This is a genomic window from Streptomyces sp. NPDC001770 (assembly GCF_053596135.1).
Map to the genome: position 1 here is coordinate 96,581 of NZ_JBSFFN010000011.1, position 13,218 is coordinate 109,798.

At 72.9% G+C, this 13,218-nt stretch carries 12 protein-coding genes; 8 read left to right on the forward strand and 4 right to left on the reverse strand.

Going from position 1 to position 13,218, the window contains the following annotated elements; all coding sequences use genetic code 11:
* Positions 1-2 precede the first annotated feature (2 nt).
* The 4 genes from ACWCSV_RS12670 to ACWCSV_RS12685 all read left to right on the forward strand — a co-directional run bounded on the left by ACWCSV_RS12670 (position 3) and on the right by ACWCSV_RS12685 (position 3,806).
* Positions 3-491 carry a thiol-disulfide oxidoreductase DCC family protein gene (locus ACWCSV_RS12670; RefSeq protein ID WP_451141345.1) on the forward strand — a complete coding sequence of 163 codons (489 nt, stop codon included), beginning with the start codon at positions 3-5 and terminating at the stop codon, positions 489-491.
* A 181-nt stretch (positions 492-672) separates the two neighbouring features.
* On the forward strand, positions 673-1,413 hold the full coding sequence (locus ACWCSV_RS12675) for a TetR family transcriptional regulator (protein WP_451141516.1): 741 nt from the start codon (positions 673-675) through the stop codon (positions 1,411-1,413).
* Positions 1,414-1,559: 146 nt separating this feature from the next.
* Positions 1,560-2,039 (forward strand): MarR family winged helix-turn-helix transcriptional regulator, encoded by a 480-nt coding sequence (locus tag ACWCSV_RS12680; RefSeq protein WP_451141347.1) that lies wholly within the window; start codon positions 1,560-1,562, stop codon positions 2,037-2,039.
* Between the two features lie 180 nt (positions 2,040-2,219).
* The gene (locus tag ACWCSV_RS12685) at positions 2,220-3,806 is read left to right on the forward strand and encodes a DHA2 family efflux MFS transporter permease subunit (RefSeq protein ID WP_451141349.1); all 1,587 of its coding nucleotides are present in this window, start codon (positions 2,220-2,222) and stop codon (positions 3,804-3,806) included.
* A 134-nt stretch (positions 3,807-3,940) separates the two neighbouring features.
* Here ACWCSV_RS12685 and ACWCSV_RS12690 read toward each other — a convergent pair whose 3' ends face one another.
* Both ACWCSV_RS12690 and ACWCSV_RS12695 read right to left on the reverse strand, forming a co-directional pair.
* Positions 3,941-5,494: an ABC transporter substrate-binding protein gene (locus ACWCSV_RS12690; RefSeq protein WP_451141351.1), complete on the reverse strand. Its 1,554-nt coding sequence runs from the start codon at positions 5,492-5,494 to the stop codon at positions 3,941-3,943.
* 341 nt (positions 5,495-5,835) lie between these two features.
* Complete coding sequence (locus ACWCSV_RS12695; protein WP_451141518.1) at positions 5,836-7,236, reverse strand: metallophosphoesterase; 1,401 nt, start codon at positions 7,234-7,236, stop codon at positions 5,836-5,838.
* A 96-nt stretch (positions 7,237-7,332) separates the two neighbouring features.
* Between ACWCSV_RS12695 and ACWCSV_RS12700 the strand changes: the two genes are divergently transcribed.
* On the forward strand, positions 7,333-8,103 hold the full coding sequence (locus ACWCSV_RS12700; protein WP_451141353.1) for a DNA alkylation repair protein: 771 nt from the start codon (positions 7,333-7,335) through the stop codon (positions 8,101-8,103).
* A gap of 21 nt (positions 8,104-8,124) precedes the next feature.
* Here ACWCSV_RS12700 and ACWCSV_RS12705 read toward each other — a convergent pair whose 3' ends face one another.
* On the reverse strand, positions 8,125-8,370 hold the full coding sequence (locus ACWCSV_RS12705) for an SCO4848 family membrane protein (RefSeq protein WP_451141355.1): 246 nt from the start codon (positions 8,368-8,370) through the stop codon (positions 8,125-8,127).
* A gap of 217 nt (positions 8,371-8,587) precedes the next feature.
* Here ACWCSV_RS12705 and ACWCSV_RS12710 point away from each other — a divergent pair, with 217 nt between their 5' ends.
* On the forward strand, positions 8,588-9,937 hold the full coding sequence (locus tag ACWCSV_RS12710) for a D-alanyl-D-alanine carboxypeptidase family protein (RefSeq protein WP_451141357.1): 1,350 nt from the start codon (positions 8,588-8,590) through the stop codon (positions 9,935-9,937).
* Here ACWCSV_RS12710 and ACWCSV_RS12715 read toward each other — a convergent pair.
* Positions 9,885-10,835 carry a YihY/virulence factor BrkB family protein gene (locus tag ACWCSV_RS12715; RefSeq protein WP_451141359.1) on the reverse strand — a complete coding sequence of 317 codons (951 nt, stop codon included), beginning with the start codon at positions 10,833-10,835 and terminating at the stop codon, positions 9,885-9,887. The two genes, ACWCSV_RS12710 and ACWCSV_RS12715, sit on opposite strands and share 53 nt — an antisense overlap.
* Positions 10,836-11,005: 170 nt before the next feature.
* Here ACWCSV_RS12715 and ACWCSV_RS12720 point away from each other — a divergent pair, with 170 nt between their 5' ends.
* Both ACWCSV_RS12720 and ACWCSV_RS12725 read left to right on the forward strand, forming a co-directional pair.
* Positions 11,006-12,361, forward strand: coding sequence for an FAD-binding protein (locus ACWCSV_RS12720; protein WP_451141361.1), 1,356 nt, complete (start codon positions 11,006-11,008; stop codon positions 12,359-12,361).
* Positions 12,362-12,412: 51 nt separating this feature from the next.
* Positions 12,413-13,174 carry a decaprenylphospho-beta-D-erythro-pentofuranosid-2-ulose 2-reductase gene (locus ACWCSV_RS12725; protein ID WP_451141363.1) on the forward strand — a complete coding sequence of 254 codons (762 nt, stop codon included), beginning with the start codon at positions 12,413-12,415 and terminating at the stop codon, positions 13,172-13,174.
* Positions 13,175-13,218: the final 44 nt, after the last annotated feature.

Sequence of the window (13,218 nt, forward strand, 5' to 3'; positions counted from 1 at the left end):
GGATGCCCGGCGAGGAAGCGGCAGTGGCCTCGGGGGCACCGGGCGAGGGGGTGCCCGCCACGGGGGCGGGCACCCCGCCCGCGCGGCTCGCGGTCCACCGGCTCACCGTGCTGTACGACGCGCAGTGCTCGCTCTGCGTCCACGTGCGCCACTGGCTGAGGGGGCAGCGGCAGCTCGTGCCGCTGGAGCTGGTGCCCGCCGCGTCCGAGGAGGCCCGTCGGCGCTTCCCGGAGCTGGACCACGCGGCGACGCTGGAGGAGATCACGGTCGTCGGCGACCAGGGGCAGGTGTACCTGGGGGCGGCAGCGTGGGTCGTCTGCCTCTGGGCGCTCGCCGAGCACCGGCCGAAGGCGCACTGGCTCAGCAGCCCGGCGGCCGCGCCGTTCGCCCGGGGGGCGGTGCTGGCCGCCGCGAAGTACCGGTCGATGACGGCCGAATCCTGTGGTCCGGGCCGCGCCTGCGCGGTCCCGGTGCCGGAGACGGGCGGATAGCCTTGGGGCCGTGGCGAAGGACGAGAAGGACGAGGCAGACGCGAGGGACGGGCGGGGCGCGGCGGACAGCCGGACCCCGGGCGGCCGGGTGACCGGCGGACGTGCGGTACGGAAGACGGCGGCGCCCCGGGAGACCGGGACGACCGCCGCCGGCTCCCCCGCCGACCCCGCCGACCCCGCCGTGCCGCCGGCCGCCGAGGCCGGGGGCACCGGCGAGAAGGGCGGCCGGTCCCCCGCGAAGAGCGAGCAGACCCGCACGGTCATCCTGGAGACGGCTCTGCGCCTCTTCCAGGAGCGCGGTTACGACAAGACCACCATGCGGGCCATCGCCCAGGAGGCGGGCGTCTCGGTCGGCAACGCGTACTACTACTTCGCGGGCAAGGAGCACCTCGTCCAGGGGTTCTACGACCGCATCGGCGCGGAACACCGGGCCGCCGCCCGGCTCGTCCTGGACCGCGAGACCGATCTGGAGGCCCGCCTCGCGGGCGTGCTGACGGCCTGGCTGGACGTGGCCACGCCGTACCACGAGTTCGCGGCGCAGTTCTTCAAGAACGCGGCGGACCCGGACAGTCCGCTCAGCCCCTTCTCTGCGGAGTCGGAACCGGCCCGCGACGCGGCCATCGCCCTCCACCGCGAGGTGCTGGCGGGCTCGAAGGCGAAGGTCCCGGAGGAATTGGCGGACGCTCTGCCGGAGCTGATGTGGCTCTCCCAGATGGGCCTGGTCCTCTACTGGGTGTTCGACCGTACGCCGGACCGCGAGCGCACCCGCAGGCTCGCCCTCCGGGGCGCCCGGCTGACCACCCGGGGCGTGGCACTGGCGCGATTCCGGGTGCTGCGTCCGCTGGTGCGCGAGGTACACGAGCTGTTCACGGACTTCCTGCCGGGGATGGCCTCGGCGGCGGTGGCGCACAGGAAGAACTGACGGCCGCACGTCCGGGAAGCGCGTACGGGTCCTGGCCGGAAGGCCCCGGCCGAGAAGGGCGAAGGCGTGCGGGCCGGGAAGGGCGAAGGCGCGCGGGCCATCACCTCCTTTGACATATCTATGACGTCAGACCTAAAGTCCGGACCATGCCCGTCCCCGGTGCGTCCACGCAGGACGACGACTCCGCAGCCTCCGCGCTCGCGTCGGTCCTGCCTGCGCTGAACCGGGCTCTCGACCGGCGGATCGCCCAGGACTTCCCGGGCCCCAAGCCACCGGAGGGGCAGCTCGCGCTGCTGCGCTTCGTGTCGCAGTACGAGGGTTCCACCGTGCGTGAGGCGGCCGACGCGCTGCTGATGCGGCCGAACAACGTGAGCGCCCTGGTCTCCCGGCTCACCGGGTCCGGGCTGCTGGAGCGCCGCCCCGACCCCGCGGACAAGCGGGTCGCGCACCTGTACCCGACGCCCCGGGCCCGTCGTGAGCTCGCCGAGGTCCGGCGCCTCCAGGGGGTCCACCTCGCCCGTGCGCTGGAGTCCCTCACCGATGGGGAGCAGGACGCGCTGGGGTCCGCGCTCGGCGCGCTGAACTCGCTGACGGACGCGCTCCACCCGGCGCCCGCGGCCGGGTAACCCTCCCGCCCGGGACATCTCCGGGCCTCCCGTCCGCGCACCCCTCGTGGCGCCGCGGGCCTCTCCTGCGTTCCCGGCCGCATCTCCTCCGTACCCCCGGACACCCCGGGGGCGGACAGCGTGCGCCGGGCTCCCCCTGTACCCCTCTCCCTCTCTCCCTGCGAAGGACACGGCACACCCATGCCCTCCACCACCGTGGATTCCTCCTCCCTGCCCGCTTCCGCCCCGCCGTCGGCGGCCACGTCCGCGGGGCGCCGCGCGAATCCGTGGCTGACGCTCATAGCCGTCGCCTTCGGCCTGTTCATGGTCCAGCTCGACGCGTCGGTCGTGGCCATCGCCAACCCCGAGATCGGCCGCGCGCTCAAGGCGTCCACGGCGGGCCTCCAGTGGGTGACCAACGCGTATCTGCTGGCTCTCGCCGCCTCGCTGATCCTGGGCGGCAAGCTCGGCGACCGGTTCGGCCGGCGCACCTACTACCTGGTGGGGGTCGTCGGGTTCACGCTCGCCTCGGTCGCCATCGGACTGTCCGGCTCGATCGAGGGGGTCATCGCGTTCCGGGCACTCCAGGGCTTCTTCGGCGGTCTGCTGATGCCGAACACCCTGGGCCTGCTCCGCGCGGTCTTCCCGCCGCGGAAGTTCGGCATGGCGGTCGGCCTGTGGGCGATGGTCTCGGCCGTCTCCACGGCGCTCGGCCCGATCGTCGGCGGTCTGCTGGTCGAGCACGTGAGCTGGGAGTCGGTCTTCTGGATCAACGCGCCTATCGGCCTGCTCGCGGTGCTGGTCAGCGCGTTCGTACTGCCGCAGAGCAAGGACTCCACCGGACACCACCGCTTCGACGTCGCCGGGGTGGTGCTTCTCGCGGCCGGGCTGATCTGTGTGGTGTTCGGCGTGGTCAAGGCCGAGACCTGGGGATGGACTTCGGCCGCGACGCTCTCCACGGTCCTCGCGGGCGTCCTGGTCCTGGTGGGCTTCGGGTTCCACGAGACGCGGCAGGAGCATCCGCTGCTGCCGATGCGGCTGTTCCGCATCCGGTCCCTGACGGTCGGCACGGTCATCACCGCGCTGAACTTCTTCGTGCTGCTCGGCGTGATCTTCTTCGTGATGCTCTACCTCCAGAACGTGCGGGGCTTCTCGCCGGTGGAGGCCGGGGTGCGCACCCTGCCGCTGAGCCTCGCCTCGCTGGTGGCCTCCCCGCTGGGCGCCGCGCTGACGGGCCGTTTCGGAGCGCGGCTGACCATGCCGCTGGGCATGGTGCTGCAGGCCGCCGCGACCTTCACCATGCTGACCTGGGACACCGGTTCGTCGTACGCGACGATGTGGCCGCCGTTCGTCGCGCTCGGCCTGGGGGTCGGCATGGTCCTCGCCGCTTCCTCGGACGCGATCGTGGGGCAGGCGCCGGTCAGGGACGGCGGTGTGGCGGGCGGCCTCCAGGCCACCGCGCTGCAGATCGGCGGGGCGCTGGGTACCTCGGTGCTGGTCTCGCTGATCAGTGGCCGGGTCGGCAGCACCCTCGTCGGTGAGCTGACCGGTGCGGGGGTGCCCGCCCAGGTCGCGGAGGGCATGGCCGGGGCCGGGGACGCGGTGGCCATGGGCGTCGCCCCGGTCTCCGGCGCGATGTCAGCCCCGCTGCGCGCGGCCGTGGTGGAGGGCAGCGGGCAGGCGTTCATGAACGGCGTGCACACCGCCGTGACCGTCACCGGCGTGCTCTGCCTGTTCGGCGCGGCCGTCGCGGCGGTGGGCCTGCGCCGCGGGCCCGCCGCGCACTGACGGAGCCCGTCCTCTGGTGCGTACGTACGACGACGGCCCGCCCGCGGAAGGGAATCCGCGGGCGGGCCGTCGTGCGAGTGGTGTGCGGAGCGCCGCCGGATCAGACGTGCTTCCGGAGCAGACGCGCTTCCGGATCAGATGCGCTTCAGCTCCCAGAGGCGCCAGACGCCGGTGGCGTCGGAGAGGTACTGCGAACCGGAGATCCCGGTCTTGGCGACGACGTAGTCCTTCTTCTGCCACAGCGGGACGAGCGGCACGTCGTCGCCGACGATGTCCTGGATCTTCTGGAAGTCGTTCGCGGTGCGGCTGCGGTCCTCGTACCCCTGGGTGTCGGAGACGAGTGCGTCCAGCTTGGGGTTGGAGTAGCCGTTGTGAAGGCTGCTGTCGGTGCCGACGAGCGGCCCGCCGAAGGTGTCGGGGTCCGGGTAGTCGGGGAGCCAGCCGACGGTGTACGCGTCGTACTTGCCGGACGCGTAACCCTTCTGGAAGTCCTCCCACTTCACGGCCTTCGCGTTGACCTCGAAGAGTCCGTCCTTCTCCAGCTGGCGCTTGATCTCGGCGGTCTCCGCGGTGCTCGCGCCGTCCGCGCGGTACGCGAAGTCGATGTGCACCGGGGTCTGGACCCCGGCCTCCTGCAGCAGCTCCTTGGCCTTGTCCACCTCGGGCTGCGGGTAGTCGTCGAAGAACGGCGTCGAGTGGCCGATGGAGCCCTGCGGGATCAGCGAGTAGAGCGGCTCGACCGTGGAGTCGTAGACGTCGCTCACCAGCGGACCGCGGTCGATGGTCCAGGCGATGGCCTGCCGGATGCGCTTGTCCGAAAGCGTCGCGCCCGGGCGGACGTTGAAGACCATGTTGCGGATCTCGGCGCTGTCCGTCTCCGTGACCTGGACGTCGGGGTCGGCCGGGTTGATCTTGCTGATCTCGGCCGGGGGCAGCTGGCGGTGGGTCACGTCGAGGCCGCCCGACTTCCAGGCGGCGAGGAGCTTGTCGGAGGTCTCGTAGTACCGGATGTCGATCGCCGCGTTGACGTTCTTGATCGAACCCCGGTAGCTGGAGTTGGGCGTCAGCGAGGTCTTGACGCCGTCCTCGTAGGACTTGAGGACGTACGGCCCGGAGCCGTCCACCTTGTTGTCCGTACGGAGCTTGTCCTTCGGGTACGCCGCCGGGTCGACGATCGCGCCGGCGCCGGTGGCGAGCTTCGCGGGGAAGGTCGCGTCGCGGGCGGACAGGTTGAAGGTGATGTCCCGGCCCTCGGTGACCACGTTCCGCAGGCTCGGGAAGAGCACCGCCGGGCCGACGTCCGAGTTGATCTTCAGCAGCCGGTCGAAGGAGTACTTGACGGCCTTCGCCGTGACCTTGTGGCCGTTGGAGAAGGTCAGGTCGTCCCGCAGCTTGCAGCGGTACGTCGTGAGCTTCTGGCCGATGAACTCGCAGCTCTCCGCGGCATCCGGCTCGGGGACGATGGCTCCGGACTTGAACGTCATCAGAGTCTGGTACAGGTTGCTGAAGAGGGACCAGGATCCCGCGTCGTACGCACCTGCCGGGTCGAGCGAGGTGACCTCGTCGACAGTACCCACAGTAATCGGCTTGCCACCCGCCTCATCGGAGGGGAGAAGCTGCCAGGCCCCGACCCCTGCGATGATCAGTACCGCGCATATCGCAAGAATCCGTACCCGGATCGAACGCATTGCCGTGCTCTCCCTTACCAGCCCCGCCGCGGTCGACGCACGCATACACGCACATCACCGCATGTTCGCGCTCACCTAATCACACGATTTTCGCATCTGGAAGCCCAAACGGGTGACCGACGGGCTTTTGACTGACACTTGAAACCGAAGCCGTCAAGAGGCCCATTTCACCTGTCCATTGAGTGGGACAGCCGTCACTCGGGGTGACGAAATCGGGTCGACCGGGGTGCGTGGTCGCTGAACTGACGTATCACCATGTCGACTTACGCGCACCGGGCTTCGACGGTAGGAAACCTGCACCGAAGGTGCATACGGGAGTTACGGCGCGAAAAGTGGACGGATCATGCCTGCCGGGAGGCCAGTTCCACCACGGTGATGTCGGAGGGCGCTCCGACACGGACCGGCGGGCCCCAGGCGCCCGCGCCGCGCGAGACGTAGAGCTGGGTGTCGCCGTACCGTTCGAGCCCGGCGACGGTCGGGTTGGCGAGCTCGGCGACGAGGTTGCCGGGCCAGAGCTGGCCCCCGTGGGTGTGGCCGGAGAGCTGGAGGTCCACGCCGTGCGCGACGGCGTCGTCGATGACGACCGGCTGGTGGGCAAGGAGTACCGCGGCCCGGGCCGGGTCCCGGTCGCCGAGCGCGCGGTCGAAGTCGGGCCCCTGCCCCTCGCTCTCCCCGGCGACGTCGTTGACCCCGGCCAGGTCGAAGCCGTCGATCTCCACCCGCGCGTTCTCCAACGGGTGCAGCCCCAGTTCGCGTACGTGGGCGACCCACTCGGCGGCGCCGGAGAAGTACTCGTGGTTGCCGGTGACGAAGAAGCTGCCGTGACGGGCTTCCAGCTCCGCCAGCGGTTCGGCGGCGGGGCCGAGGTCCGCGACCGAACCGTCCACCAGGTCGCCGACGACCGCGATCAGGTCGGGCCGGGTCGCGTTGACCGCGTCGACCACGCGCCGGGTGTGGGCCCGGCCGAGGATCGGGCCGAGGTGGATGTCGCTGACGACCGCGATCCGGAAGCCGTGCGCGGAGCGCGGCAGCTTGGCCAGCGGCACGGTGATCCGCTTGGTGCGGGGGCCGCGCAGCACGCCGTAGGTGCCGTACCCGACCGTCCCGAACCCCGCGACGGCCGCCGCACCGCCGACCGCCCGCGCGACGAAGAGGCGCCGGGACGGGGCGAGGGCGGTGGGAACCGGGGCGGTGGGAGCCGGGGCGGCCACCGCCGGGGCGTCGGAAGGCGGGGCGTCGGAAGGCGGGGCGTCGGAAGGCGGGGCGTCGGAAGGCGGGGCGTCGGAAGGCGGGGCGTCGGAAGGCGGGGCGGCCACCGCCGGGGCGGGCGGCTCGGGGGCCGTACGGGCGGGGGCGCCGGACGGCACGAGTGCGTCGGCGCTCTCCCGGGCGGTGCCGCCGGCACCCTCGTCGGCGCCCTCCGGCCGGCGGCGGTCGAGGGCCCGGCGGAGCACCGGCCGGACCGCCTCGCCGACGAGCAGCGCGAGCGTGAGATAGAGCAGGCAGGCGAGCCAGAGGTACCCGGGCCAGGCGAGCACCCGTTGCAGCCAGAAGGGAGCGCCGGCCTGGCCGGAGGCGAGCGCGCCGACGCTGAGCACCGGCAGCACGAAGGCCGCGACCGTGCCCAGGCGCCGGATCACGGACCCCGGAGCGGTGGTGTCACCGACGAAGCGGCGCCACAGATAGCGGTGCACGCCGACGAGCAGCGCCACCACCGCGATCAGAACCACCGCGAACACCACGGCCACTGTCACTCCCCCGCCCGATGCCGCCGCACGCGTGCCCGTACGGCTCGTTGCACCGCATGCTAAGGCTGTCGTGAGCACAAGGAGGAACGCATGCCGGCGGACGGCACCCCGACTCCCGGCGGCGCGGCCGAGGAGCTCCGGGACGCGCTGCGCGCGTCGGCGGACCCGGTCCGGGCCGGGCGGGAGCGCGCGTACCTGCACAGTGAGCTGCGCCACCTCGGGGTGCGGGTACCGGACCTGCGCGCCCGGGTCACCGCGACCCGCCGGCGGCTGGGCGCCCTGTCGGGTACGGAGGTACGGGCGCTGGCCCGGGACCTCTGGTCCGCGCCGGGCGGGTCCGGGGAGACGGAAACTGAATCGGAAACGGCAGGCCCCGTCCCCGTGTACGAGTACCGCAGGGCGGCCGTGGAGGTGCTGGTGCAGTACGCGGGGGCGCTGGACGCGGCCGATCTGGGGGAGGTCGGGGAGCTGCTCGGGGAGTGCGGCACCTGGGCGCTGGTCGATCCGCTCGCCGTGCACTGCGCGGGGCGGGTCGCCCTGCGCGATCCGGCGGCGGGTGCGGTGCTGGACCGGTGGATCGGGGACCCCGGCTTCTGGCTCCGCCGCTCGGCGGTGCTGGCGCTGCTCCCCGCGATCCGCGCCGGGCGCCCGGACACCGCCCGGCTCCTGCGGTACGCGGACACCCTCGTGGACGAGCGGGAGTTCTTCCTGCGCAAGGCGCTGGGCTGGGTGCTGCGCGAGACCTCGCTCCGCGACCCGAGGCTCGTCCTGGAGTGGCTGGACCGGCACGGTCCGCGGGTCGCCCCGCTCACCCGGAGGGAGGCGCTGCGCCGCCTGGACCCGGGGGCGGCGAACGGCTGAGGGCCGCCCGCCGTACGTCCGTTACGCGCGCTCGGTGCGGAGCGCCTTGATTCCGCGGAACCCGATGACGCCCACGGCCGTCCCCAACAGGAACGAGGTGATCGCGAGGAGCAGGTGGACCCAGAAGTAGGCGGTCGGATCGCCGGCGTCGTCGAACGCGAGTCCGCTGCCGTCCTTCCACAGGTTTTTGGCGAAGGTCACCCAGATCACCCACGACCACGCACCGAACGCGAGCAGGAACCAGGAGACGGGACGGCTGAGCTTCATGGACCCAGTATCGCCGCCCGGCGTCCCTTCCCCCGCCGGGGGTGCCCCGCCCCCGCCGGACCGGACGGCAGACCGGGGGACGTCTCGTTCCTGGCGATTCGTCAGGATCGGCGGTCCCCGCCGCACCGGCGGCGGGGGTGGGCTGTCCTGGCGGTACGCACGGCGGGTCAGGGGTTCCGGGTCCCCATTCACACCAACGCCCTGTACGTTTCCGACCGTGCCTGCTCTGAAAAAGACCGTGCTGACGGTCATCTGCGCCACCTTGATGTCCACTTTTGCCCTGGGTCCGGTGGCCTTCGCCGCGGACAAGGACAAGGACGACGACAAGCAGCCGAGGCCGACCCTGCCGATGTCGAGCATCGGCGGGCCGCAGCTCGCGAAGGAGGGCACCCAGGTGAACCTGGGGCCGGGCGCCCCGGCGCTGCCCGGGGAGCTGACCGGGCGCTCCTGGATCGTGGCGGACGCCGAGAGCGGGGACGTCCTCGCCGCGCACAACGCCCACTGGCGGCTGCCGCCCGCGTCCACGCTGAAGATGCTCTTCGCGGACACCGTGCTCCCGGCACTCCAGCCCTCGACGCTGACCCACAAGGTGACCGACGCCGAACTGGCCGACCTCGGCGACGGCAGCAGCCTGGTGGGTGTCAAGGAGGACCAGACCTACACGGTCCACGACCTCTGGCTCGGCGTATTCCTGCGGTCGGGCAACGACGCGGTGCACGTCCTCGCCTCGATGTACGGCGGCCTGCGGGACGGCAGCGGTACGACCGGCGGGGAGAGCGGCGCGGAGGAGCCCGGCGGCGAGGAGGCCGCCGTCGCGAAGACCGTGGCCGCGATGCAGCAGCACGCCGACGAGCTCCAGGCCCTCGACACCACCGTGGTCACGCCGGACGGCTACGACGCCCCGAACCAGGTGTCCAGCGCGTACGACCTCACGCTCTTCGCCCGCAGCGGGATGCAGAAGAAGGACTTCCGCGAGTACGCGGCGACCGCCACGGCCGAATTCCCGGGCGAGGAGAAGGACGGCAAGCGCGAGTCCTTCGAGATCCAGAACACCAACCGGCTGCTCACCGGGGACGTCGGCATCGACCCGTACAAGGGCATCGCGGGGGTCAAGAACGGCTACACCAGCCACGCGGGCAACACCTTCACCGGAATCGCCGAGCGCGACGGCCGGGTACTGCTGGTGACCGTCATGAACCCGTCGTCCGACGTGGGCCACGCGGTCTACAAGGAGGCGGCCTCACTGCTGGACTGGGGCTTCTCGGCGAGCGGCAAGGTGACCCCGGTCGGCGAGCTGGTGGCGCCGAAGTCGGCGGACACCGGCAGCGGTACGGACTCCGGCTCGGACACCGGCACCGGTGCGGGCAAGGGGCCCCAGGCCGCCGCCGGGGCGAAGCCGCAGCAGACGGCGGCGAAGACGGCCGCCTCCGACGACGCGCCGTCCGGTGGCATCGGCATCGCGCTGGCCGTGGCCGGCGGGGTGCTGGTGGTGCTCGCGGCGGGCGTGCTCCTGGTCAACCGGCGCTGGCCGCTGCCGGACCTGGTCCGGCGTCGCCCCCGTCCGTAGCGGGCTCCTGCTCGTCCTCCTTCTGCTCCCTGCTGCCGATGGCCTCCTCCTTGCTGCCGGTGGCGGTCCAGGCGGCGCAGACCAGCAGCAGCTTGGCGGTGAAGTTGATCCACAGGAGCAGGGCGATGGGCACGCCGAAGGCGCCGTACATGCTCTTGGACGCGACGCCGCTCATGTAGCTGCCGAGCAGCAGTTTGAGGAGTTCGAATCCGACCGCGCCGACCAGGCAGGCCACCACCAGCCGGCGCCTCGGCGGCTCCACCCCGGGCAGCAGGGTCAGCAGGTAGAGCAGCAGCAGGAAGTTGGCCACCACCGCGACCGCGATGGCGGCGGCCTGGAGCAGTACGCCGCCCGCTCCGTCCTCGGGGATGCCGATCCGGTCGGCGGTCCAGCCGACCGCGGTGGAGCCGACGGTGGAGAGGACGAGGGTCACCAGCGCGGCGCCGCCGAGGCCCACCAGCAGTCCGGCGTCCTTGAGCTTGCGGACGAACGGGTTGCCGTCGTCCTGGTCGTCGATGCCCCAGACCGCGCGCAGGCAGTCGCGGAGCGAGCCGACCCAGCCGACGCCGGTGAAGAGGAGCAGCGCACCGGCGACGACCCCGACCGTCCCGGCGTGCGCGACGAGGTTGTCGATGCCGAGCTGGTCGGAGATGCCGGGTACCTGCTCGGCGGTCTTCCGCTCGATCGTGTCGAGCTGGTCGTCGCTCAGGAGCGCGGCGCCGACGGCGGCGCCGACGGCGATCAGCGGGAAGAGCGCGAGGAAGCTGATGAAGGTGATGGCCGCCGCGAGCCTCGCCCAGTGGACCCGTTCGAGGGTCTCGTAGGAGCGCCAGGCGTGCGTCTCCATGAGCCGGGCGAGCAGCGGGCCGACCACGGGGAGTCTCTTCAGCCAGTCCATGACGTACGCGTACCCTCCGGGACCCCGAAAACCTGTGGATGGTACGCACACTTCCGTGCGGCGGCGGAAGTTCGAGGGCCCCGGGTGCTGACACTCGCTCCACCACCCGTTCCGGTGAGTCCTGTAACAAATGCCCCAAAGAGGTTTTCTCGGGCGATACGGTCATCCGCATGTCCGTCGACACGGTGTCCTTGAGCGGCTCCGGCCGCACCGCCCCGACCACCGCCGTACGGTTCTCTCCGCGTACGTACGAGGAAGCGGCCGACGCCGTGCGCGGGCGCGGGCCCCGGGGTGCGATCGCCCGGGGGCTCGGGCGTGCGCCGGGGGACGCGGCGCAGAACGCCGGCGGCTCCGTCCTCGACATGGGGGCGCTGGACCGGGTCCGCTCCTTCGACGCGGCCACCGGCACCGTGGTCTGCGACGCCGGTACGCGGCTGGACCGGCTGGCCGAAACGCTGCGGCCGTCCGGCTGGTACCTCCCCGTGGTGCCCGGCGACCGCCGGATCACGGTGGGCGGGGCCATCGGCTCCGACGTGCACGGTCACGACCACCGCACGGCCGGGTCCTTCACCCGGCACGTGACCGCGATGGAGCTGCTGACGGCGGACGGCTCGGTCGTCACGCTGCTCCCGGGCACCCCTCTCTTCGACGCGACGGCGGGCGGCCTCGGGCTGACCGGCATCGTCCTCGCCGCCACCCTGCGCTGCCGCCGGATCGCCACCTCGCTGATGGCCGTGGACACCGAGCGGGCGGCGGACCTCGACGACCTGCTCGCCCGGATGGCGGGGAACGCCACCCGCCCGACGTACGAGAGCGCCTGGATCGACCTGATGGCGCGCGGGCGGGCCACCGGACGCTCGGTACTGGTCAGGGGCGCGCACGCCCCGCTCGCCGCGCTGCCGGCCCGCGACCGGCGGGCCCCGCTCGGCGCGCCCGCGCTGTTGCCGCCGCTGCCGCCCGTGCCCGCCTTCGCGCCGACCGGTCTCCTCGGCCGCACCGCGATGGGTCTGGTCAACGAGGTGCGCCACCGCGCGGCGCCCCGCGCCCGCACCGGGGTGCTGCGGAGCTTCGACGCCTTCTTCCGCTCCCCCGAGGCACTGCCCCGGACGCCCGTGCCCGCCGGGCGGGGCGGCTTCGTGCGCTACCAGTTCGCGGTCGGCCCCGGCCGGGAGGAGACCCTGCACCGGGTGGTGCGCCGGCTGTCCACCCGGGCCTGCCCGTCCTCGGTCGCGGTGCTGGAACGGTTCGGGGCGGGCGGCCCCGGCTGGCTGTCGTTCCCGGCACCCGGCTGGTCCCTCGCCGTGGACGTACCGGCCGGGCTGCCGGGCATCGGCCGCTTCCTGGACGGGCTGGACGACGAGGTCGCCGCCGCCGGGGGGCGGGTCAGCCTGGCCCGGGACTCCCGGCTGCGGCCGGAGCTGCTGGCCGCGATGTACCCGCGGGTGGCGGAGTTCCGCGCGCTGCGGGCCGAGACCGACCCGACCGGCGCGTTCCGCTCCGACCTCGCGCGCCGGCTCGGGCTCTGAGACTTCCCGCCCGCCCCGCCCCTTCCAGACCCGTCAGCCAGGAGTGTTCCCGTGAAGGACGCCTTCGGTGCCCCGCAGTCCCTGCTCGTCCTCGGCGGTACCTCGGAGATCGGGCTGGCCACCGCCCGCCGGCTGATCGCCCTGCGCACCCGTACGGTCCGGCTGGCCGGACGCCCGTCGGCCGCGCTGGAGGCGGCGGCGGACGAGCTGCGCGGGCTGGGCGCCCAGGTCTCCACGGTGGAGTTCGACGCGCTGGACCCGGAGTCGCACGCCCCGGCGCTCGGCAAGGTGTTCGCGGAGGGGGACGTGGACATGGTGCTGCTGGCCTTCGGCATCGCGGGCGACCAGGCGCGCGACGAGGAGGACCCGGCCGCCGCCGCGCTGGTCGCGCGTACCAACTACGCGGGAGCGGTCTCCGCCGGTCTGGTCTGCGCGGGCGCGCTCCAGGCGCAGGGCCACGGGTCGCTGGTGGTTCTCTCCTCGGTCGCCGCCGAACGCGCCCGGCGCGAGGACTTCATCTACGGCTCCAGCAAGGCGGGCCTGGACGTCTTCGCGCAGGGGCTCGGTGACGCGCTGTACGGCAGCGGGGTCCAGGTGCTGGTGGTGCGGCCCGGGTTCGTGCGTACCGCCCGTACGGCCGGGCAGCAGGAGCCGCCGCTGGCGACCACCCCGGAGGAGGTCGCCGAGGCGATCGTCACGGGGGTGCGGCGGGGCTCGGAGACGGTCTGGGTGCCGGGCGGGCTGCGGGTGGTGATGGCGGCGCTGCGCCATGTGCCGCGCCCGCTCTTCCGCAGGCTCCCCGCGGGGCTCTGAAGGGCTGCGGCTCTGAAGGGCTGCGGCTCCGAGGGGCCGGCCGG